Origin of the sequence: Bacillus sp. JJ1609, from assembly GCF_036967045.1 — a bacterium.
In the GTDB taxonomy this organism is placed as follows: Bacteria; Bacillota; Bacilli; order Bacillales; family Cytobacillaceae; genus Mesobacillus.
In genome coordinates this window covers 40520-62485 of the sequence record NZ_JBALSS010000018.1, presented here as the reverse complement: position 1 = coordinate 62485, position 21966 = coordinate 40520, and the positions used below count along the sequence as shown (strand labels likewise).

Genomic DNA, 21966 nt, shown 5'->3' with positions numbered 1-21966 from the left:
AAAAAAGCTGTAGACAAACTTGATTTTTAGAGTTTGTCTAGAGCCTTAAATCGTGCTATTGCAGCACTTTTTTTAATATAGCAACATTCTACTCATTAACTCCCTGTTAAAGAACAAGGATAAAGAAGTAAATTAGCATGACTGCCTGAATGATTCCCTTAGTAACCACACTGCTAACAAATCCGATCACTGAACCAAAGCCAATTTTGACCGCATCGTTTAAATTTTTCTTATTAACTATTAGTTCTGCAAGTGCTGCGCCTAAAAAAGGACCGATAATAATTCCCAAGAATGGGATGACAAAAGGACCAACAAGCAATCCAATCGTACTACCCCAAATGCCTGCTTTACTTCCGCCATATTTTTTCACACCAATTATATTAGCTATATAATCAGCGCCAAACAACAGGATGACAAACAGTCCCTGAACAGTCCAGAATATCCAGTTAAACGGATCGAATGAAAAAAAGACTCCATACATTAAAAAGCCACCCAATAATAAAAGGACACCCGGCAAAATCGGAAAAACCAATCCTGCAAAAGCACCTGCGAATAACAAACCGATTATTGTCCAATAAATATAATCCATCATTTAACCATTCCTTCTCAAGCAAATTAGACCCTGATCAGCAAAAAAATAAGCAAGGGCATCCCCTTGCTTATTTTACCACTATTTTTGATCTCCCAAAACGTATTCAGCGATATTAACTGCATGATCTCCAATCCGCTCAAGATTGCTGATAATATCAACAAAGACGATTCCTGCCTGACCAGTGCATTGTCCTTCATTCATGCGTAGGATATGCTGCTTTCTAATTGTGCGTTCCATGCTGTCTATTTCATTTTCTTTTTTTACAACATCTGTAGCGGCTTCAAGGTTCTTCTGATCCAATGATTGCAATGCCTCTTCAACGGTCTTGGCAGTAAGGCTGAACATAGTTTCAAGGTCGCCCATTGCTGAATCAGTGATTTTTACTTTATTAGCCTGCTGATATTCAACCAATTCAAGGATATTTTCAAAGTGGTCACCGATTCTTTCAATATCGCGGACAGTGTCAATCAGCATACTGTGTTCTTCAGATTCATGTTCAGATAATGAGCTTGTTGCTAAATCTACTAGATAATCGGTTATCTTGCGGTCCAGATTATTGATTGCTTCCTCAAGGTGATATGCACTTGAGGAATGCTTTGTATTTTTGGTCTTTAAGAATTGGTTCGTTTCTTCAAGGCCTTTTAAAGCGAACTTACCCATTCGCAGCACTTCCTCCTTCGCCTGGCCAAGTGCGATTGAAGGAGATTGTTCGATAAACACTGGGTCGAGGTGCTGTGCTTTATAATCGATGATAGCATCTTCACCTGGAATAAGCTTCGACACGACAATCGCCAAGCCAGCGACAAATGGAAGCTGGATAAGTGTATTGGTTGTATTGAATATTCCGTGAGCGAACGCTATCGTCATTTCAGGGTTTAATCCCAGGCTGTCCCTAATCATCTCAATAACATAGGTAAAGGGACTGAGCAAGATCAAGAAGATCGTAGTTCCAATAAGGTTAAACAGTACATGTGTAGCTGCAGCTCTTTTGGCAGCTACTGTGGTACCAATCGCCGCAAGGATAGCGGTTATCGTTGTTCCAATATTATCTCCAAATAAAACTGGTAAAGCACCATCAAGATTGATTAAACTCTCAGCATGCAAACCTTGGAGAATCCCAATTGTTGCACTTGAACTCTGGACAATAACAGTAAACAACGTTCCAATGAGAACTCCAAGTATTGGGTTCGAGCTAAGTTCTACGGTTAATTCGTGAAAAGATTCCAGAGAACGGAGCGGTTTCATTCCTCCGCTCATTAATTCCAAACCATAAAATAAAGCACCAAATCCAAAAACAATCTGGCCAACATTATGTATTTTTTTATTTTTAAAGAAGAATAAAAGAATTGATCCTAACGCAATAATTGGTAAAGCAAACTCACCTACATCTATTCCAATGATGAATGCTGTGATAGTTGTACCAATGTTTGCTCCCATAATGACCCCAATGGCCTGACGCAGCGTCAAAAAGCCCGCACTTACGAGACCTACTGTGATAACAGTCGTAGCTGAACTGCTTTGCACCAGTACAGTAACAATCAAACCTGCTAGTACACCCATTACCGGATTGGTTGTAAAACGATCCAGTACATCTCTCAAGCGCTCGCCCGCTGATTTTTGCAGCCCATCACCCATGAATTTTATGCCATATAAGAAGATTCCAAGGCCGCCAAAGAATTCAAACAGCATTTGTTGAAAATTCAATTCCACTATTCCAACCCCTAGATAGATTTCGACAAACATCTACAAACACACATCATTATGAAGCAAATATTAATTGAAAGTAAATGGTTTATTAACCGAATTTACAATACCTTAACAATGTAAGGTTATGTTACAGATTTGTTACAAGTTCAGTTTAAAATGCTTGTGCAACCATAGTCGAAAATATAAAATAGGAAGCGTGAATCTAGTAAAGGAAGTGTATGGATGAAGATTTTCACTCAATTTGCCAAAAGTATATATTCGCCGAAAGATATTGCCTTATTTCGCTTTCAAGGCATTGGGAAAACGATTTTATATGTATTTCTGCTTACCTTAATTTCAGTTATTCCAGCTTCGTATTACACTGCTCAGGCAATCAATGAAGCAGTCAACTCTGCGAAAGAAACAATGGATACGAAATTGCCCTATTTTACGATAGAAAATGGTGTGCTGAAATCAGAAATCAAGGAGCCACTTACCATTGATAATGGAAGTTTTACGATAATTTTTGATTCTACTGGCGCAGTAGAACAAGATGATATGGCAGGAATGGAATCTACCTTCGCGATGCTCAAGAACGAAGTTGTTTTCGCAGCTGGAGGGGAATCAAATTCATTTCCATACAGCTTGATTAATGACGGGACAATGTCTAAACAGGATATTATCAGCATGCTCAACAGTGCTTCCTCCTCCCTTCCTATTTTTATTGGATTAATATTTATTGCCATCTATGTTTTTTCTAGCGGCATGAAATTCATAGAAATTTCTATTCTCGCTTTATTCGGTCTATTATTAAAAAACCTAGCAGGGAAAAATCTTCAATATAAACACTTGTGGCGAATGGCCGCTTATAGCATCACTCTTCCGACCTTATTTTTCACCATCATGTCATTATTGAAAACGACCGTTGCGTACAGCTTCATGATTAACTGGTTTGTTGGATCCATGATTCTATTGCTGGCTATTAAGGAAGTTCCAACACAAAAAAAGAGTATGGATTAAAAATGCGCCACTTGGCGTTTTTTTTTTTTTTGATATGGTCTATGTTAAATGTCATTGTTAATTTTTAAAATCTTCTATTTAAAAATGCATATAAAAAAATCTATTAAACATGTTCTCAACTCTATTTCTCCTGCATAAGTTTTGATATAGGCTCTTAAAGGGAGGAAAATCCTATGAAAAAACTTGCAGGATTCCTGGTTCTAGTAGTGATCGTATATGCCATTTACAATGATTTAAGCGCAGGTACTCTACCTGCTGCAAATATGCAAAAGATAGAAACTGTTGAAAAAGAAGTCAAAAAGCAGAAAGAGGAGAAAGGAACGAATATCCCATACTTTGAACATGAGGTAAAACCTGGAGATACTGTATTATCGGTGCTGGACAGCAACTCAAAAAGCCAACTCGCAGTACCGATATCACAAGCTGTTGCGGACTTCAAATTATTGAATGGCGGAACAGACCCTCAAAAAATCAAGTTTGGCAAGACATATAAATTCCCGGACTACAGCAAAGGAAATTAGCAAAGGCTAACAATTATAGTCTTTCCTTGTCAATGTGAACAAAAGATTGATAAAATGGGGTTATGCATCATTTGAAATTAAAAGATGAATTCCATTTTTTAAAGGAGCGAATCACCGTTGAGTGAAATTATACATCGTACCAAAACCCGCCCAATTAAGGTTGGGAATTTAACAATAGGCGGCAACAATGAAGTTGTCATCCAGAGTATGACAACAACAAAGACACACGACGTTGAGGCTACAGTAGCTGAAATCAAACGCCTCGAAGAAGCAGGCTGCCAAATCGTCCGCGTTGCATGTCCAGATGAAAGAGCCGCGAATGCAATTCCTGAAATCAAGAAACGTATCAATATTCCGCTTGTAGTCGATATTCACTTCGATTACCGTTTAGCTTTGAAGGCAATTGAAGGCGGAGCAGACAAAATCAGGATCAACCCTGGTAATATCGGCAAACGCGAAAAGGTAGAAGCGGTCGTGCAGGCTGCGAAGGAACGCGGTATCCCAATCAGGATTGGGGTTAATGCTGGTTCATTGGAAAGACGCATTCTAGAGAAGTACGGCTACCCAACTGCAGATGGAATGGTAGAAAGTGCATTGCACCACATTAAGATCCTTGAAGATTTGGATTTCCATAATATCATCGTTTCTATGAAGGCGTCTGATGTCAATTTAGCCATTGAAGCATATGAAAAAGCAGCTAAGGCATTTGACTATCCGCTTCATCTTGGAATCACAGAATCAGGCACATTATTTGCGGGAACTGTAAAAAGTGCTGCCGGACTTGGAGCCATCCTAAGCAAAGGAATTGGCAACACAGTAAGGGTAAGCTTAAGTGCGGATCCTGTTGAAGAGGTAAAGGTCGCAAGAGAACTATTAAAGTCGTTTGGCCTAGCCGCTAATGCAGCGACACTTATTTCATGCCCAACATGCGGAAGAATCGAAATCGACTTAATCAGCATTGCCAACGAGGTAGAAGAATATATCTCAAAAATTAAAGCACCAATCAAGGTCGCAGTCCTAGGCTGCGCTGTAAATGGTCCTGGAGAAGCACGTGAGGCAGATATCGGCATTGCGGGAGCAAGAGGGGAAGGGTTGTTATTCCGAAAGGGAGAAATAGTCCGTAAAGTTCCTGAAGCGACAATGGTAGAGGAATTGAAGAAGGAAATCGATAAAATTGCTGAAGAAAAGCTGCGTGAAGCTGCAGAAGCGGCTGCCGCGGTCCAACAATAAGTATATGAAAGACCCGGGAAACGAATTCCCGGGTCTTTTTATGGCGATCCTTTAATCCCGTTAAAAAAACGGCAGGATGAAGATGCCAACTAAAATAGAAATTACCCCGATTCCGATTGCCCAGCTTCCGAGGGCGGATCCTCTTCTGCGGGCCATGAAGCCAAGGATAATCCCAGCTGCTCCGAAAAGTACAGGTAAAATAAACAGCGACAAGATCGAAAGGGCGAGAGCTGAATAGGCTAGCCCTCTTCCTCCAGTTTCAGTTTCCTCATCTGATCCTCTTCTTATTAAAGGTGCAGGTGCAGCAATTTCAGCCGCTGTTTCTTCACGGTAATGTTCATCACGTGCAGGAGCGGCGATTTCTTCCGCGGTCTCTTCTTGATAAATTTCATCACGCGCATCTCTTACCGTTATGACATCCTGCTTAGGTTCAGTTATATATTCGGTACCTATCTGTTTTCGTTCTTGATCTGCCACTTTAATCCCTCGCTTTCTTTAAGTGGAGCATTTATATTGTTTACGACCTTGCCGTTTTTCATCATGGCAATGTTTGACTGAATTTAAAGAACTTCTTTTGCGCCATCTATACATTTGGTAAGATTAAGGAAAGATATTTCTATTTAAGGAGCAAACTGAATGAAAAGACGTTTTGGTATAGATATTGATGGTACAGTGACCTGTCCAACCACATTTGTTCCATATTTAAATGATGCATTCGGATTGAATATTACACTTAATGACATTAAGCAATATGACTTTATGCCACTAGTAACTGTCTCTGAAAAAGAATTTTATGACTGGTTCAAAAATATTGAGCCTGTCATTTATTCACAATCCCCTTTAGCTGCAGGAGCAAAAGAAATCTTGAAAAGATGGGAAAAAGAGCACGAGTTGTATTTCATCAGTGCCAGAGACAGCCACTTGCTGGACATAACAAAGGAATGGTTTACGAATCAAGAGCTGATGTACAATGATATCCATTTAATTGGTTCACATGATAAAATCGAGGCTGCGAAAAAATATGATGTCGATATTTTCCTTGAGGATAAGCATGATAATGCGGTTAATCTTAATGAAGAACTAAACATCCCAGTACTGTTATTTAATACACCTTACAATCAAGATCCAATCCCAGAAGGAGTCATTCGTGTAAACGACTGGAAGGAAGCCCACCGCTGGGTGCAAAACTGGATAAAAAATAATTAAAACGGCCTGTTTCCAGGCCGTTTTTTTTAAACTGTTATTGAACGCACTCAGGGCAGCGCCCATAAATTTCGAATTTATGTCCCGATATATCGTAGCCTTTAAAGCTAGCTTCAATATTTCGCATAGGGCAAGTTTCGATCTCCTTTGTTTTTCCGCAGTCAAGGCAGATAAAATGATGATGATGCTCTTTGTGTGAGCAGGTGAACCGAAAATGTTTTTCTCCAGAAAGCTCCGTCATTTCAAGAATACCAAGATCTACAAATACACTTAAATTACGATAAATGGTATCGAAACTCAAACCAGGATAGTTCTCCTTCATTTGTTCCAATACATCACGTGCAGTTAAGTATTTATCATTATCGGAAAAGAGCTGGAGCATGTCCTCACGTTTACCGGTATGTTTAAACCCTTGTTCCTTCAGAAGGTTCATTGCTTCTAATACGTTCATGAAATCACCCCGTTACAATGATCTTGATGATGCACGTTTCTTAAGCCATATAGCCAAGACAAGAATGAGTACTGCAATCATCACGATTGTTCCTCCTGGCGCTAAATCTAGATAGTAGGATAGGAATAGTCCGCCTAACACAGAGATTTCGCCAAACAGGATGGAGAAAAAGATGGTCTGCTTAAATCCTTTTGCGAATCGAATGCTAGCAGCAACAGGCAATGTCATCAGTGATGAAACGAGCAGGATGCCGACAATTCTCATCGATGCTGCAATAACCAATGCTACCATTACAATAAAAATAAAATGGAGCGTTTTTGCAGCGATTCCTGTTGCCCTCGCATACTCTTCATCAAAAGATAACAGGAATAATTCTTTATATAATAAAACAACAAGCAAGATGACAAGGATGCTAATAATTGCAATGGTCCAGAGGTCCATTCTGCTTACAGCACTGACACTGCCAAATAAATAGCTGAATAAATCGGTATTGAACCCGTCTGCAAGGGAAATGAAGATGACTCCTAACCCGATACCGCCTGAAAGGATGATCGGGATTGCCAATTCCTGATAATGTTTATAAACCGTTCTTAGTTTTTCAATAAATAGTGACCCTGTCACCGAGAAAGCCATTCCCATATATAGCGGATTAACTCCGCTGAATAACAAGAATTTCTTTTCAAGCAGAAGGCTTGCCGCAATCCCCGCTAGTGTTACATGGCTCAGGGCATCAGCAATGAGCGAAAGTCTGCGGACGACAATAAAGACACCCAGCAAAGGAGCTATAACTCCTATGATCATTCCAGTTAAAAAAGCATTTTGCAAAAATTCATATTGCAACAAACCGCTAATCATGAATGGGCCCCCTCGTGATGGTGATGATCATGAGTCAAAACATGAACATCATGCCCATAGATTTCTGACACCTCGTTGATTTTTAGCTGCTCAAATTCCTCAGTACTTCCGTGGAAATGCATATTTTTATTGAGGCATGCCACATTTGTTACTTTATCGGAAATCGTGCCAATATCATGAGTAACAAGAAGCAAGGTAATGCCATTCTGTTTATTTAACCTTTCAAGCATTTCGTAGAACGCATTAACATTTTCTGCATCGACCCCGACTGTTGGTTCATCAAGAATCAGCAATTCCGGATTGCTAACGAGAGCCCTGGCGATAAAGACTCTTTGCTGCTGTCCGCCGGATAGTTCGCCAATATTACGGTCCATGAACTTTTCCATCCCGACAGATTCAATTGCCTGCTTAATTTTATCATGGTCCTTTTTCTGTAAAAACCTAAAAAGTCCTAGCTTCTTAGTCAATCCACTTGCCACTACCTCAAATACCGTTGCTGGAAACCCGGTATTGAAGGAGTTAGCCTTTTGGGACACAAAACCGATTTTATGGTGCTCTTTGAATTTTCCAATTTCCTGCCCAAACAAACGAATCGTACCTTTTTGCGGCTTAATCAGACCAAGCATCAATTTAAGCAAGGTCGACTTGCCCGATCCATTCGGGCCGACAATCGCCAAAAAGCTCCCCTTTTGGATAGACAGATTTATATTTTCAAGTACATTCTCTTTATCATATCGATAAGACAAATTCTGTACCTGGACGATATAATTGTTACTGCTCATTTCATCACCCACAAAATAAGAATCATTACGATTTACATTTAGTAGTATATCTTTATCCGTGCTATTTGTAAACAATATGATATTTCTGCCAATGAATTTTAGGCTCTGTTAACCTTAACTGTTGATTTCCACTCCAGGCGCTTGCTTTCCGGGGGCGTTCGCCGAGCCTCCTCGTCGCTGACGCTCCTGCGGGGTCTCGCCTGAAACGCTAATCCCCCAGGAGTCAAGCGCCTTCCTCTCCAATCAACAGGCTTAAAAACAACATTGACCTTTAACAGAGCCAAATTTTAAAATTACCACAATTCCCCGCATTTTGATAACTGGAGCATTTCAATGGCAATTCAATATCAACAATATAAATAAAAATAACTTGATGGAACAGTATATTTTCCATCCTTGAAAGAAAACTGTCACTATTTCCATTCCGGGCTCATACCCTACTATGGAGGAGTGATGATCTTTGGCTATTTTTGAAAATATCATTAACCATAAAATAAGTAATATTACAGCTGATGAATTGCTGAAATATGCCTCTCAATTTCAAATTTCAATCACAATGGCGCAATCACAGAAAATTGCTGGGTACTTACGAGGAAAAAAAGTCAACATTTTTAATGATTCAGAAAGAACTGCACTAATCAAAGAAATTGCCCGCATCACAAGTCCAGAAACTGCCCGAGAAGTTAACAAGCTTTTTGTGAAATTTACGAAATAATGGAAATTTTGATCATACTACAATGATTTCTCAATCAAAAAACAAATAATCAAAAAGCTGTGGATTTCTCCACAGCTTTTAACTTTGTTATCTTATTTTAGCCATTCATGATCATATCAAGCAGATTTTCTTCAAACTGCTTGCTTTTAAGCATGGCTATTTCATGTTTATATGGTGCTTTTTTATTATTCTTATCCTCACCAACAAAAGGAGTTTCAAGGATTTTTGGTACGCTTGTAAGCTGAGGGTGATGTACAATATAGCTCAACGCCTCGAAGCCAATATGGCCAAACCCAATGTTCTCATGGCGATCTTTTCTCATGCCTACTGCATTCTTGCTATCATTGATGTGGAGCACTTTTAGCCTGTCCAGTCCAACGATTTTATCGAATTCATTCAGGACACCATCAAAGTCCTCAATGATAGGATATCCAGCATCATGCGTATGGCATGTGTCAAAGCAAACAGATAGCTTATCGTTGTAAATGACGCCATCCATGATCATCGCGAGCTCTTCAAAGGATTTTCCGCACTCTGATCCTTTACCAGCCATTGTTTCCAAAGCGATTTGTACATTCTCTTTACCGGTCAAAACCTCATTGATGCCCTCGACAATTTTTTGAATGCCTTTTTCTGTGCCTGCTCCGACATGAGCGCCCGGATGCAGAACAATTTGCCTGGCACCAAGAGCCTCTGTGCGCTCAATTTCGCTTCTTAGGAATCTTACACCCAGATCAAATGTATCCGGATTTTCGGAATTTCCAATATTGATGATATATGGTGCATGGACAATGATATCACTGATGCCATGCTGTTCCATATGCCTGCGCCCTTCTTCAATATTCAGATCCTCAATTTTTTTCCTTCTCGTATTCTGAGGTGCCCCTGTATAGATCATAAAGGTATTTGCCCCATATGAGACGGCTTCTTCACTTGCTGCTAGCAGCATTTTCTTACCGCTCATGGAAACATGTGAGCCAATTAACATTACTGATCTCTCCCTAAAATATTTACAGTTTGTTTATTTTTTCTTATTTAAGCGATTTTGGCGTTTTTTAATTTTATCCATTTCCCACTGCATCTTTTTCTTATAGCCTGGCTTAACTTTTTTAGGTTTTGAAACAAGCGATTTGGCCACCGCTTCACCTGGTGTTTCTTTTTTCTTTCTATTTTGGCGTCTGTTTCGCTCTTCAATTTCGGTAAATTCGCCTTTCTTCATATCGATGTTTTTAAAGGCGATCCCCATTTTTTCGAGGCGAACTAATGCATCTTCATCAGACTGTTCATAAACCGTCAAAGCGATTCCCGAGGCACCTGCACGTGCTGTACGCCCAACCCTGTGGATATAAAAATCAAGGTCTGTCGGCAATTCATAATTGATGACATGACTAATTCCCTGAATGTCGATTCCCCTTGCAGCAAGGTCTGTAGCGACAATATATTGGAATTCCAGGTCTTTAACCTGCTTCATGACTCTTTTACGCTCACGTGGACTTAAATCCCCATGAATTCGGCCAACCTTCATGCCTTTTGAGATTAAACCGTCCGCTATCTCGTCTGCTTTCTTTTTCGTATTGGCAAAAACAATCCCAAGGTACGGATTAAATGCCAAGAGCGCAGAATGGACGAGACCAATTTTGTCCCTGTGTCGAGCTGGCAGCAGAAGATGTTCAATATTCTCAGCTGTTGCTTGCTTCGGATCTACTTGTACATATTTAGGGTTTTCCATGTACTTTTTCAAGAAAGGCTTAAGCTTTTCTGGAATGGTTGCCGAAAATACTAACATCTGAAGCTTTTCAGGCATCCGTGATGCAAATTGGTCAAGATCTTCAATGAATCCCATATCAAGCATTAAATCCGCTTCATCCACGACCAGCATGTTAGCGGTGTGAACAAACAGTGCATTTTCCTTTACAAGGTCGTTAATCCTTCCTGGTGTTCCGATAACAATCTGAGGCTGTGTTTTTAGCTTCTCGATCGTTCTCTGCTTATCAGTACCACCAATGTAGCAGCGGGCAGTAATTCTATCTTCCTGAGGTGAATGTTCCGCAATCTTCAGAACCTCATGATAAATTTGATTTGCAAGCTCCCTTGTAGGAGCTGTGATGATAGCTTGAACTTCATTTCGAGAAGCATCAAGCTTGTTCATTATTGGTAGTACGTAAGCATGTGTTTTCCCTGTTCCAGTCTGTGACTGGCCAATTGCGCTGTCTCCCTTGATAATAGTAGGGATTAAACGTTCCTGGATTTCAGTTGGCTCATAAAAACCTAGTTTTTTTACAGCATCTATAATGAATGGCTTAAATTCATATCGATCAAATTTTGTTTCAGTCATTGTTTAACTCCTTTTTTACCCTTATTCCCTATCTTAAAGGGAATTCAGCCCGTTCCGTAAGCTGGTCTCTCAGGTTCATCCTGTAATTATAATAAAGATTGCAGAAAATCTCCAATCAGTACTATCTTAACCTTTCCTCGTGAAAAAACAAACCTGTTTCGTGCCAAATGCTTTTTTTAAAAACCAAATCTGAAGCGCTGCATACTCTAATAGGAGATGATTTATTTAGAAAGGAGGGGTCAGAATGCTACAAGGACCACGTATGAACTCTCGCGGATTGCAGCCTCATCATTATATGGGGCCAGGATTTATGGGACCATCTGCCATGCCTCCCCGCCAAATGTACCCAAACCAATTCGGACAAAGACCGGGTATGCAACAGGGGCAATTTGGACCAAGGATGGGCAGAAATCCGCAATCTAGACAGGGTGGCGGAGGAATACTTGCGAAACTTCTCGGTAAAGGCGGAAGGGGCCAAAGTAATGCTATGATGCCTGGATTTTTGTCACAAGGCGGCGGAACAGCAAGAGCTGCGGGCTCTGGAGGTGGAATCCTGAAAACCCTGACAGATCCTTCAGCACTTAATGGATTCCTTAACAACACACAGCAGGTTTTAAAGACTGCGCAACAATTCGGACCCATGATCCAGCAATACGGTCCTCTCGTCCGCAACATTCCCTCGATGTGGAAGCTGTACAAGGGACTGAAGGATATGCCTGATGCAGAGGAACAAAAGGAACAAGGAGACATCACAGTAAACAAAGATACAGCAAGTGTGGAGAAAACTGCAAAGTCAGCTCCAACACAACCAAAGAGTAAACCAGCAGGCCAGAAAAAGGCTGCTAGAAAGACTGGACCCAAGGGTTCATCTTCCCCAAAATTATTCTTTTAGCAAGGTGTAATTAGTAAAGTCATTCCTTTACTGAAAGTCGCTTTTGTATTCTTTCTATAAGTTTTATATAATAAAAGAGAGAATTAGAGGTATTCGCAGGAGGATGACTCAATGAATGTAATTAAAATTTCACCTCGCGGCTATTGCTATGGTGTCGTCGACGCTATGGTCATTGCACGTAATGCTGCATTGGATAAAAGTTTGCCGCGGCCAATATATATACTTGGGATGATTGTTCACAACAAACATGTTACGGATGCATTTGAAGAAGAAGGCATCATCACATTGGACGGGAATAACCGTAAGGAAATACTTGAAAAAGTTGATGGCGGGACTGTTATTTTTACAGCCCACGGAATTTCCCCCGAAGTCCGGGAACTCGCTAAGAAAAAGGGACTCGTTTCAATTGATGCGACGTGTCCGGATGTAACCAATACCCACAACTTGATCCGTGCGAAGGAAAAAGAAGGCTTTGAAGTTATATATATCGGAAAAAAAGGCCACCCAGAGCCCGAGGGTGCAGTTGGAGTCGCACCCGGAATTGTCCACCTGGTAGAAACTCCATCAGATGTTGAGGCACTGCAATTGCAGGCAGAAAAATTGATTGTTACAAATCAAACAACTATGAGCCAATGGGATGTGTCCGAAATCATCCAGAGCGTGAAAGAAAAGTACCCTCATGCAGAGGTGCACAAAGAAATCTGCATGGCAACACAGGTGCGCCAGGAAGCTGTTGCTGAACAAGCTGGCGAAGCGGATGTCCTCATCGTCGTCGGCGACCCAAAAAGCAATAACTCAAACCGCCTGGCTCAGGTTTCAGAAGAGATTGCCGGAACGAAAGCATATCGGATTGCAGATGTATCTGAATTGAACATCGAGTGGATCAAGGATGCCAACACCGTCGCTGTCACTTCTGGTGCATCTACTCCAACCCCTATCACAAAAGAGGTCATAACATTCCTTGAACAATTTGACCCGGCAAACGAAGCTACGTGGATGAAGGAGAAAAAAGTTCCTTTAAACAAGATTCTGCCGAAGGTAAAAAAAGCTGAAGCAAGCGTATAAAAATAACCAATAAAAAGCAGCCTGGATGCCAGGCTGCTTTTTTCATATGGTACAATTTGCATTGTCTTTATTTTTTTTCATCCTAATTATCTGAGGATTATTTCGAGAGTTCTTTTTTTCACTTCGCTTCTTTTACACAAATTCCGGGCACATTATTTCGATTTCTGCTCCCCTTTTCGCATCATCACACAAATTCCGGGCACATAAACTCGATTTTTTTTCCGGTCTTCGCTTCTTAAAACAGTTTCAAGTAAATTAATCGATTAATAGGTCAATGAATTCTAATTTAAATAAATGTAAAAGGATCTGTCCCGATTTCTGATGGAATGAAGCGCACCTCATATCCTTTATCCCTGCAAAGCTTCTCCATAACTGCTGCTACGCCTTTTTTCATTACCTTTTCCACGTTGTGTCCTGGATCGATCATGTTCAAACCGGCCATCATAGCATCATGTGCTGTATGGTAATATATATCCCCTGTTATATACAAATCTGCACCGCGGAACTTGGCCTGTGAATAATATTTATTACCATCTCCTCCAAGGACCGCAACTTTTTTAATCTTAGAGTCAAGGTTACCCACTACACGGACTGTATCAACATCCAGAGCTTCTTTCACGCGCTCAGCAAAGTCGCCAAGAGTGGTTTCGTCAACCTGACCAATCCGTCCCAGACCTAGCATAGCACCTTTATTTTCAATGCGGTACACATCATATGCTACCTCTTCATAAGGATGTGCCTTAATCATAGCTTGGATCACCTTTTTTTCGATACTTTGAGGGAAAATAGTTTCAACCCTTACCTCGCTGACAGCTTCAAGCTTTCCCTTTACTCCTATATGGGGGTTTGTATTTTCCCCAGGCAGGAAACGTCCCTCACCCGCTCCTGAAAAAGAACAATGGCTATAGTTGCCGATTGAACCAGCCCCCGCATTTCCAATAGCCTCCCTAAGTTGTTCAGCGTTTTCAGCAGGGACAAACACCACTAGCTTCTTAAGTGTGTCTTCATATGTTGGAACTAGCACTTCAGGATTTTGTAATCCCAGCGCATCAGCCAGCAAATCGTTCACACCACCCACAGCAACGTCCAGGTTTGTATGGGCGGCATAGACAGCTATGTCCTGCTTGATGAGCTTTGCAATTATTCTTCCAGCCGGAGTATCGGTTGCAATTTTTTGCAGCGGCCTGAAAATGGGAGGGTGATGAGCGATTATTAATTGGGCATTTTTCGCAATTGCTTCATCCACAACTTCCTCATTCACGTCCAATGCGACCAGTACGTTTTGCACGGGCTGCTTTAACGCTCCGATCTGAAGGCCAATTTTATCGCCTTCCATCGCGTAAGCTTTTGGAGAGAATTGTTCAAAGAGCTGGATTACTTCATGGCCATTAACTTTTTTCACTTTAACGCCTCCTCTGCCATGTTAATCTTTCTATCAAGTTCGATCCTCTTGATCGCTGTTTCTTCATTTTGTACAGCCTCATTGAGCTGGCTTAAAATCCGTTCCCAATTTTTCTTTTCCTGGTTCCATTTTTCTTTGAAAATAGGTGATTTTTCTTCCATTAAAAATGGGCCAAACAATATTCCTTCTTCATGGTTCGTTTGTTGATACGGCTTTAATGGCTCTCCTCGTTCAGCAACTAGAATCTCATATATTTTTGCATCTTCTTTAAGGATTTCTTCTTTAATTAATTCCCAGCCATTATCAATCAGCCAGCTGCGGACAGCAAAGCTCCCGACATTGGGCTGAAGTACAAGTCTAGTCACTCCGTCAAGTTTTGTATTACCACGTTCAAGAATATTTGAGATTAACGTTCCGCCCATCCCGGCGATGGTAATGCAATCAACCTCTCCAGGTTGAATCACCTCAAGCCCATCTCCCTTACGAACAGCAATCTTGTCTTCAAGATTTTCAGATTGCACCTGCTCAAGCGCGGATTGATATGGCCCCTCTGCCACCTCGCCGGCAATTGCTTCAGGTACGATTCCTTTTTTCACTACATTGCATGGCAAATAGGCATGGTCGGAACCAATATCAGCCAGCCTTGCACCTTGAGGAATATTATTTGCAACGGCTTCTAGCCGGTTCGATAGCTTTTCAGCATTCATTCAAGTCACCTTCTAAATCGTATTTTGCTTTTATTAGTATATGAAAAGCCCCTACCCCTTGTCCAATCATGCCATATAAGAAAAGCGCAAGCGCCTTGTAAAAGGAACGGCGACTAACTACGCCACGTCCTGTGGCAACGTCGCCGTCAGCACATCCTGTGCAAGTCCAACTAGCGCTGGCCGCTGGCCGACTAAAACCGCCACGTCCTGTGGCAACGTCGGCACTAGTACATCGTGTCCGTCGAAGGGCCGACCAGTGAAGTCGTTCTTTGACTTCATTGGCAGGACCGAAGCGTCTCGAGGGGCTAGGAGCCGCAGCTAGACAAGCGACTCGAGGGGCTAGGAGCTGGACATTTCTCGAAGCGCATTTTATACATCCTATTTTAAATTAAAAGGCCCTTTGCTTCTGCAAAGAGCCCTTCATTGTATTACTTCATTTTTGAAAGGAATTCAGCCATTTGTTCTTCTTTACCAGCTGCCATTCCTGGTGGCATGTTGCCTTTACCATTCGTAATGATGTCCTTGATTTCATCTTTAGAATATCTGCTGCCTACACCTTTTAATGAAGGACCAGAAACACCTTCATACTGTTGACCATGGCATCCTGCGCAAGTTTGCTTGTAGAACTCCTCAGGATTCAATTCAGCAGTCTCCTCAGTCTTTCCGCCGCCTTCTTTTTCCTTCGCTAAGTCTTTGGAATCTCCAAGTCCTTTGAAAGAAAGCAGGAACATTAAGCCGATACCCATTACCATGATCAATACGAATGGAATGATTGGATTACGATTCATCATATACCCTCCCTTATGTATAACATCACTTTTAAATAATAATTTCAAGCAACTATTATTTTACTTGAAAAACGTTTACAGGAAAAGCAAAAAAGCAAACTTTGTCACACATGTTCACAAATTAGACAAAAAACCCCATCAAATGATGAAGTTTTTGCGTAATCACTCATCTTTACTATTTCCAACCTAGCAGCCAATTAACCTAGCGATGACCATTCTTTGTACCTCGGAAGTACCTTCGCCGATTTCAAGCAGCTTTCCATCTCTCATATATCGCTCCACTTCATACTCTCTCATATATCCATAACCCCCATGGATCTGGACAGCCTGATCAGCTACTTCCATGGCGATTTCAGAAGCGTACAGCTTGCACATTGATGCTTCTTTTGAGAATGGTCGCCCTTGGTCCTTCAGCCATGCTGCCTTGTAAACCATATTGCGGGCCAGTTCAATTTTCATGGCCATATCAGCAAGTTTGAATTGGATTGCCTGGAATTTAGAAAGTGACTTTCCAAATTGTTTTCTTTCTTGCGCATATTGCAGAGCCTTTTCATATGCAGCCTGTGCTACACCGACTGCCATTGCGCCAATACCGATTCTGCCTCCATCCAGGGTAATCAGGAATTGCTTGAAGCCTTCCCCTTTTTTGCCAAGAAGGTTTTCAACCGGCACCCGAACGTTTTCCATTACTAGCTCGGTTGTATTTGATGCATTCAATCCCATTTTTTCATAATTATCAATTACTGTAAAACCAGGAGCGTCTGTTGGAACGATGATTGCACTGATTTCTTTCATTCCATTATTGTCCCCGGTGATTGCAGTCAATGCAAGATGTTTGGCATAGCTGGCGTTCGTAATAAAACATTTGCTTCCATTGATCACATACTCTCCATTTTCCTCTTTGGCTGTCGTCTGTGTGCCGCCAGCATCAGATCCTGCATTAGGTTCTGTCAATCCAAATGCACCAAGAGATTCCCCTGTACAAATAGGCTCCAGATACTTTTGCTTTTGTTCCTCTGTTCCAAATAGGTTAATAGGCGCACCGCCAAGAGAAATATGTGCTGAGTAAGTAATCCCAGTAGAAGCGCACCCCCTGCTCAACTCCTCTGTTACGATCGCGAAACTGACTGTATCGGCTCCTGCCCCGCCGTATTCTTCTGGAAAAGGAAGTCCCAACATTCCAAGTTCCCCAAGTTTTTTGAAGATTTCTGTCGGAAACTGTTTTGTTTTATCTCTTTCAATTGCTCCAGGAGCTACTTCTTCCTCCGAAAACTCTCTAATCGTTCTTTTAATCATTGCCTGTTCAGATGTTAAATCAAAATTCATTTCCATCCCCCTTAAGCTGTTGAATACGTTTACATTCTTCATTATAAAGGTGAACAGACAATATTCTCAACATTTAAAAACTTTTAAATATTTAATAATTATATAAATATAGTAATAATCAGAAGGACTATACCTGCGATTCCGGAAATTTTAAATGAAATCATTTTCCATTTAACTCCCGCTATTACCCATAATAAACAATTGGCGATGGTCACGAAATAAAGTATGTATGTATTACCCGGAAAGGAAATTTCTGCTGCCTGGATTGTAATGATCAATAAAATCAGCGCCGTGGCAAGCAATGGGATTAATTTTAAATAAGATTTGGAAATTAAATAAATACCTGAAATTAGGGAACTTATTCCAAAAAGAAAGATGATGGTAATTTGCAAAATGAGAGATAATTCAGTAAAATAAAATAACAATACTGAAAGCGATAACAATCCAAGTAAAAAAACAGTTAAGATCTTAGGCAGCGCAAACTTGCTCTTTTTAGGAGCTGGTACGGCTTCTGAAATGCCCTCAGTATATAGATTTAGAAGAAAATCACAATAGTGTCCCGGCAGCATTCTGTTTTGTTTCCAATAGTTTATTTCATTAATGATGATTTTCTTGCGATGATCGTCCATTGATCGCACCTCCTGTCTTAATTAAATAAATAAAAGAAGCTGTTTTTGAATCTTACTTTCGAACAGTATCTGACTTCGTTTTCAAATTGCCTTTTCAAGGAGTTGCGAATGAACCTTAAAAAAAAGGAATAATTTACTTTTATTTTAAAAAGTAAATTACTCCTTGGCAATCCTATTCTAAAAAGTCTTTCAGACGTTTGCTTCGGCTTGGGTGCCTTAACTTGCGAAGTGCCTTGGCTTCAATTTGACGGATACGTTCGCGCGTAACCCCAAATACCTTGCCCACTTCCTCAAGAGTGCGGGTACGGCCATCATCTAGTCCGAATCTAAGTCTTAAAACGTTTTCTTCACGGTCTGTAAGCGTATCAAGAACATCTTCAAGCTGTTCCTTTAATAATTCATACGCAGCGTGTTCAGAAGGAGAGGTTGCATCCTGGTCTTCAATGAAATCACCAAGGTGTGAATCGTCCTCTTCACCGATTGGTGTTTCAAGGGAAACAGGTTCCTGGGCAATCTTTAAAATTTCACGTACCTTTTCTGGTGTAAGATCCATATCTTCACCAATTTCTTCAGGAGTTGGTTCGCGGCCTAAATCCTGAAGGAGCTGTCTCTGTACACGAATCAATTTATTGATTGTTTCAACCATATGAACGGGAATCCTGATCGTACGTGCCTGGTCAGCGATAGCGCGTGTGATTGCCTGGCGAATCCACCATGTAGCATAAGTACTGAATTTGAAACCCTTTCGGTAATCAAATTTTTCAACCGCCTTGATTAAACCCATATTTCCTTCCTGGATTAAATCAAGAAATAGCATTCCACGGCCGACATAACGTTTAGCAATACTTACTACAAGTCGAAGGTTTGCTTCAGCAAGACGCCTTTTAGCCTCTTCGTCGCCTTCTTCAATTCGTTCTGCAAGATTGATTTCTTCTTCTGCAGACAGAAGATCCACACGCCCGATTTCTTTTAGGTACATCCTTACAGGGTCATTGATTTTGACTCCTGGTGGGACACTAAGATCATTTAAATCGAACTCTTCATCATCTTTGGAAAGCTGCTTTATATCTGGATCCTCTGATTCATCACTTTCACCAACGAGTTCAATTCCCTGCTCTCCAAGGAACTCATAGTATTCATCCATCTGGTCTGAATCAAGTTCAAAACTTGAGAGCCTTTCAGCAATATCATCATAAGCAAGGACGCCTGTTTTTTTACCCAGTGCAGTTAACTGGTCTTTAACTTGTTCCACTGTCACTTCATTTTCTGTGACCTCTTTAGAACGGGCCGACTTTTCAGCCATTTGTCCCCCTCCTTCCAAAAATCAAAAACAATCAGCATCGGGATTTATAGAGTCTTGCGCAAACTAATGATTTCTGCAGCGATAGACGCTGCACGCAAGAAGTCACTTTGTCGTTCTGCCTGTTTTTGTTCTGCCAATTTTTCCTTTATTTTTAACATTTTTTGATAATTCAACACCTGCTTGATATAATCAGATAATTCCTGATCACTGATTTCCTCGTTCAGAGGCATCATCTCAATATCAGCAATGACCCTTTTTAGCTTATTATCCTGAAGATAATTTAAGAACGCACTTGAATCAGGGTCATGTCCTTTTTCATAGTATGCAAATAAATAAGTAATAATAGCCTGATGTTCATCAATGTTCAGTGTGTTTCCTTGAAGCATATCCTGTACCTTATAGGCAATATCGGCACTTCTCATCATGTGAGATATTAGACGCCTTTCAGCAGTATGGTATGCAGGTTTCAGCTCTGCTTTTCTGCTGAACGCCACTGGCTTGTTTTCTGGCTGGGCTTGCCCTTTAGATGGTTGTTTCTTTTGGTTCCTTGCCTGCACCAATTGGTTCTGCTGCTGCATAAGTGCTTCTAGCGAGAGCGAAAACTCATTGGCAATCTGCCTTAAATACAAATCTTTCTCAACGGCTTTATCTAATGCACTAATTTCTTTAAGTACTTCTTCGATATATTGAAGGCGATCTCCTTCATGCTGAAGGTTTTTCCCTCTTCGATAATATATTAATTTAAATGCCATCATGGTGGCGCTCGAACCAATTATTTCATTTTTGAATTTTTCCGCGCCGTGGACCTTTATGAAATCGTCGGGGTCCATGCCATCAGGCATAAGTGCAACTTTTACCGTAAAACCTGCCTTGGACAGCATATTGGAAGCCCTGTAGGCTGCTTCAATACCAGCTTTGTCCGAATCATAACAAATCGTAACGGCTTGAACATTTCTCTTCAACAATGATATATGCTCTTCGGTTAGCGAAGTACCCATCGTTGCAACGCCATTTTCAACACCGGCACGATTAGCGGAAATGACATCGGCAAACCCTTCGAAAAGCACGGCTTGCTGCTGCTTTCGGATCGAAGGCCGTGCAAGATGAAAATTATACAAAACTTTGCTCTTGTTAAAGATTTGCGTTTCGGGACTATTTAAATATTTGGGTTCTTCGCCCCCTAGTGTTCTCCCGGAAAACGCGATTGTATTCCCTTGATGGTCCACAATTGGAAACATGATTCTGTCCCTGAACCTGTCAAAATATGTTCCATCTTTTTCTCTTTGTATGACTAAACCTGCTTTTTCAATTAATGCCAGTGAAAATCCCCGTTTTTCAAGCAGCTTAGATACAAAATCCCAAGAGGGAAGTGCATATCCAATCTGGAACCGTTCAATCGATTCCATGGTGAACCCCCTGTTAAGGAGGTATTCCAGAGCATCCTGACCTTCTTTTGTATTTACCAGCAAATGATGATAAAATTTACGCAATAGGTCGTGAGCTTCGATCATCTGCTTAGAGCCTTCAGGCAAATGCGGCCCTTTGTTAGTTAAGGGACCCTCCAGCTGCAGTTCGATATTCGCTTGCTCCGCTAGTTTTAAGGCGGCCTCCTGGAAGGAAATACCTTCAATCTCCATTAAAAATGAAAAAACATTGCCGCCAGCGCCACAACCAAAGCAATGATAAATTTGCTTATCTGGTGAGACTGAAAACGATGGGGAGTTTTCCCCATGAAATGGACAGAGCCCAAAATAGTTTCTGCCCTGTTTTTTTAACTGGACAAAATCACCAATGACATCGACTATTTCAACCGCCTGCCGGATTTCATTTACTTTTTCCTCGGCAATCCTCTCTGCCATATGCATGACCTCATTAGTTGTGATTCCTTGAACATATCTTAAAATTCGACAAAAGCATGCTCAATTCCTTTATAAATTTTTCTCTGTCTTTTTCGGTAAAGGGTTTTGGCCCTTTTCCGTAGAATCCACGCCTTCTTGCCTTAGCGGAAAGATGCCTTAATTCAAGCGCAGTTTGTATTCCTTTTTCTTCAAATAAGTTTCCCCTTGGAGAGATGGCATAAACCCCTTTCGCAAGAAGGGTAGAGGCAAGACCGATGTCCTGCGTCACTGCAAAATCACCTTTCTTAACGTGATTTATTAAATAAAGGTCTGCAGCCTCCTTATGTGAATCGACAAATACCCAGTTTTGCCCTTGAAGATCATTCTTCATATGGGCATAAGAAGCCACAAAAATCACTTCGATTGAAAACTCCGAAGCAATTTCGACAATTTCTTTAATGACCGGGCATGAATCTGCATCAACAAAAAGAGTCTGGCTGTTGATTTCACTAGTATTAATTCTACATCACTCCGGATTTTCCTTCTTAGGGATTATATTTTTTAAAAAGGGAATTTTGTCGAATTTTTTCATGGTCAATATCTTGACAACTGATAATAAATAGTTT

General features: G+C 40.9%; 23 protein-coding genes. 7 read left to right on the top strand and 16 right to left on the bottom strand.

The features are described from left to right. Nucleotides 1–106: 106 nt before the first annotated feature. Complete coding sequence (locus V7654_RS14360; RefSeq protein WP_335431282.1) at nt 107–589, bottom strand: DUF456 domain-containing protein; 483 nt, start codon at nt 587–589, stop codon at nt 107–109. 81 nt (nt 590–670) lie between these two features. Continuing rightward, a complete protein-coding gene (locus tag V7654_RS14355) occupies nt 671–2335 on the bottom strand; it encodes a Na/Pi cotransporter family protein (protein ID WP_438825307.1) in 1665 nt (554 codons plus the stop codon). 186 nt (nt 2336–2521) lie between these two features. Here V7654_RS14355 and V7654_RS14350 point away from each other — a divergent pair, with 186 nt between their 5' ends. From V7654_RS14350 to ispG, 3 genes are all read left to right on the top strand, one after another. After that, nucleotides 2522–3298, top strand: a complete 777-nt coding sequence (locus V7654_RS14350; protein ID WP_335431144.1) for a DUF1189 domain-containing protein — start codon at nt 2522–2524, stop codon at nt 3296–3298. Nucleotides 3299–3471: 173 nt separating this feature from the next. Then, nucleotides 3472–3819, top strand: coding sequence for a hypothetical protein (locus V7654_RS14345; protein WP_335431143.1), 348 nt, complete (start codon nt 3472–3474; stop codon nt 3817–3819). A 126-nt stretch (nt 3820–3945) separates the two neighbouring features. Further along, nucleotides 3946–5049, top strand: a complete 1104-nt coding sequence (gene ispG, locus V7654_RS14340) for a flavodoxin-dependent (E)-4-hydroxy-3-methylbut-2-enyl-diphosphate synthase (RefSeq protein WP_335431281.1) — start codon at nt 3946–3948, stop codon at nt 5047–5049. 60 nt (nt 5050–5109) lie between these two features. Here ispG and V7654_RS14335 read toward each other — a convergent pair whose 3' ends face one another. Beyond that, nucleotides 5110–5436, bottom strand: a complete 327-nt coding sequence (locus V7654_RS14335; RefSeq protein ID WP_335431279.1) for a hypothetical protein — start codon at nt 5434–5436, stop codon at nt 5110–5112. Nucleotides 5437–5685: 249 nt separating this feature from the next. On the opposite strand from V7654_RS14335, the gene V7654_RS14330 reads away from it, so the two are divergent. Beyond that, nucleotides 5686–6255 carry a hypothetical protein gene (locus tag V7654_RS14330; RefSeq protein ID WP_335431141.1) on the top strand — a complete coding sequence of 190 codons (570 nt, stop codon included), beginning with the start codon at nt 5686–5688 and terminating at the stop codon, nt 6253–6255. Nucleotides 6256–6289: 34 nt separating this feature from the next. Here the strand turns inward: V7654_RS14330 and V7654_RS14325 are convergent, their stop codons facing one another. Genes V7654_RS14325 through V7654_RS14315 form a run of 3 tightly spaced genes read right to left on the bottom strand, consistent with a single transcriptional unit; the run spans nt 6290 to nt 8340 of the window. Then, on the bottom strand, nt 6290–6703 hold the full coding sequence (locus V7654_RS14325) for a Fur family transcriptional regulator (protein WP_335377029.1): 414 nt from the start codon (nt 6701–6703) through the stop codon (nt 6290–6292). 12 nt (nt 6704–6715) lie between these two features. Then, nucleotides 6716–7558 carry a metal ABC transporter permease gene (locus V7654_RS14320; RefSeq protein WP_335431139.1) on the bottom strand — a complete coding sequence of 281 codons (843 nt, stop codon included), beginning with the start codon at nt 7556–7558 and terminating at the stop codon, nt 6716–6718. Further along, a complete protein-coding gene (locus tag V7654_RS14315) occupies nt 7555–8340 on the bottom strand; it encodes a metal ABC transporter ATP-binding protein (protein WP_335431278.1) in 786 nt (261 codons plus the stop codon). Before V7654_RS14315 ends, V7654_RS14320 begins: the two co-directional genes overlap by 4 nt. A gap of 460 nt (nt 8341–8800) precedes the next feature. Between V7654_RS14315 and V7654_RS14310 the strand changes: the two genes are divergently transcribed. Continuing rightward, nucleotides 8801–9055 carry a DUF2624 domain-containing protein gene (locus V7654_RS14310; protein WP_335431137.1) on the top strand — a complete coding sequence of 85 codons (255 nt, stop codon included), beginning with the start codon at nt 8801–8803 and terminating at the stop codon, nt 9053–9055. Nucleotides 9056–9152: 97 nt separating this feature from the next. Here the strand turns inward: V7654_RS14310 and V7654_RS14305 are convergent, their stop codons facing one another. Together V7654_RS14305 and V7654_RS14300 are read right to left on the bottom strand one after the other, a co-directional pair. Then, a complete protein-coding gene (locus tag V7654_RS14305) occupies nt 9153–10043 on the bottom strand; it encodes a deoxyribonuclease IV (protein ID WP_335431135.1) in 891 nt (296 codons plus the stop codon). A gap of 33 nt (nt 10044–10076) precedes the next feature. Then, entirely contained in the window at nt 10077–11390 is a 1314-nt protein-coding gene (locus V7654_RS14300; RefSeq protein WP_335431133.1) for a DEAD/DEAH box helicase, read from the bottom strand. A gap of 244 nt (nt 11391–11634) precedes the next feature. On the opposite strand from V7654_RS14300, the gene vrrA reads away from it, so the two are divergent. Both vrrA and V7654_RS14290 read left to right on the top strand, forming a co-directional pair. Beyond that, nucleotides 11635–12282 (top strand): VrrA/YqfQ family protein, encoded by a 648-nt coding sequence (gene vrrA, locus V7654_RS14295; protein ID WP_335431131.1) that lies wholly within the window; start codon nt 11635–11637, stop codon nt 12280–12282. 111 nt (nt 12283–12393) lie between these two features. Continuing rightward, nucleotides 12394–13347 (top strand): 4-hydroxy-3-methylbut-2-enyl diphosphate reductase, encoded by a 954-nt coding sequence (locus V7654_RS14290; protein ID WP_335431129.1) that lies wholly within the window; start codon nt 12394–12396, stop codon nt 13345–13347. Nucleotides 13348–13633: 286 nt separating this feature from the next. Here the strand turns inward: V7654_RS14290 and V7654_RS14285 are convergent, their stop codons facing one another. The 8 genes from V7654_RS14285 to V7654_RS14250 form a co-directional block, all read right to left on the bottom strand. After that, the gene (locus tag V7654_RS14285; RefSeq protein ID WP_335431127.1) at nt 13634–14749 is read right to left on the bottom strand and encodes a Nif3-like dinuclear metal center hexameric protein; all 1116 of its coding nucleotides are present in this window, start codon (nt 14747–14749) and stop codon (nt 13634–13636) included. Further along, nucleotides 14746–15456 (bottom strand): tRNA (adenine(22)-N(1))-methyltransferase, encoded by a 711-nt coding sequence (locus V7654_RS14280; protein WP_335431124.1) that lies wholly within the window; start codon nt 15454–15456, stop codon nt 14746–14748. The genes V7654_RS14285 and V7654_RS14280 overlap by 4 nt, the downstream gene beginning before the upstream one ends. Nucleotides 15457–15884: 428 nt before the next feature. Then, complete coding sequence (cccA, locus tag V7654_RS14275; RefSeq protein ID WP_335431123.1) at nt 15885–16244, bottom strand: cytochrome c550; 360 nt, start codon at nt 16242–16244, stop codon at nt 15885–15887. 186 nt (nt 16245–16430) lie between these two features. Then, entirely contained in the window at nt 16431–17570 is a 1140-nt protein-coding gene (locus tag V7654_RS14270; RefSeq protein WP_335431120.1) for an acyl-CoA dehydrogenase family protein, read from the bottom strand. A 98-nt stretch (nt 17571–17668) separates the two neighbouring features. Then, nucleotides 17669–18199, bottom strand: a complete 531-nt coding sequence (locus tag V7654_RS14265; protein WP_335431119.1) for a hypothetical protein — start codon at nt 18197–18199, stop codon at nt 17669–17671. Between the two features lie 172 nt (nt 18200–18371). Then, nucleotides 18372–19502: an RNA polymerase sigma factor RpoD gene (gene rpoD, locus V7654_RS14260; RefSeq protein WP_335377041.1), complete on the bottom strand. Its 1131-nt coding sequence runs from the start codon at nt 19500–19502 to the stop codon at nt 18372–18374. 44 nt (nt 19503–19546) lie between these two features. Then, a complete protein-coding gene (gene dnaG, locus V7654_RS14255) occupies nt 19547–21361 on the bottom strand; it encodes a DNA primase (RefSeq protein ID WP_335431116.1) in 1815 nt (604 codons plus the stop codon). 13 nt (nt 21362–21374) lie between these two features. Beyond that, the gene (locus V7654_RS14250) at nt 21375–21845 is read right to left on the bottom strand and encodes a YaiI/YqxD family protein (RefSeq protein ID WP_335431277.1); all 471 of its coding nucleotides are present in this window, start codon (nt 21843–21845) and stop codon (nt 21375–21377) included. Nucleotides 21846–21966 lie beyond the last annotated feature (121 nt).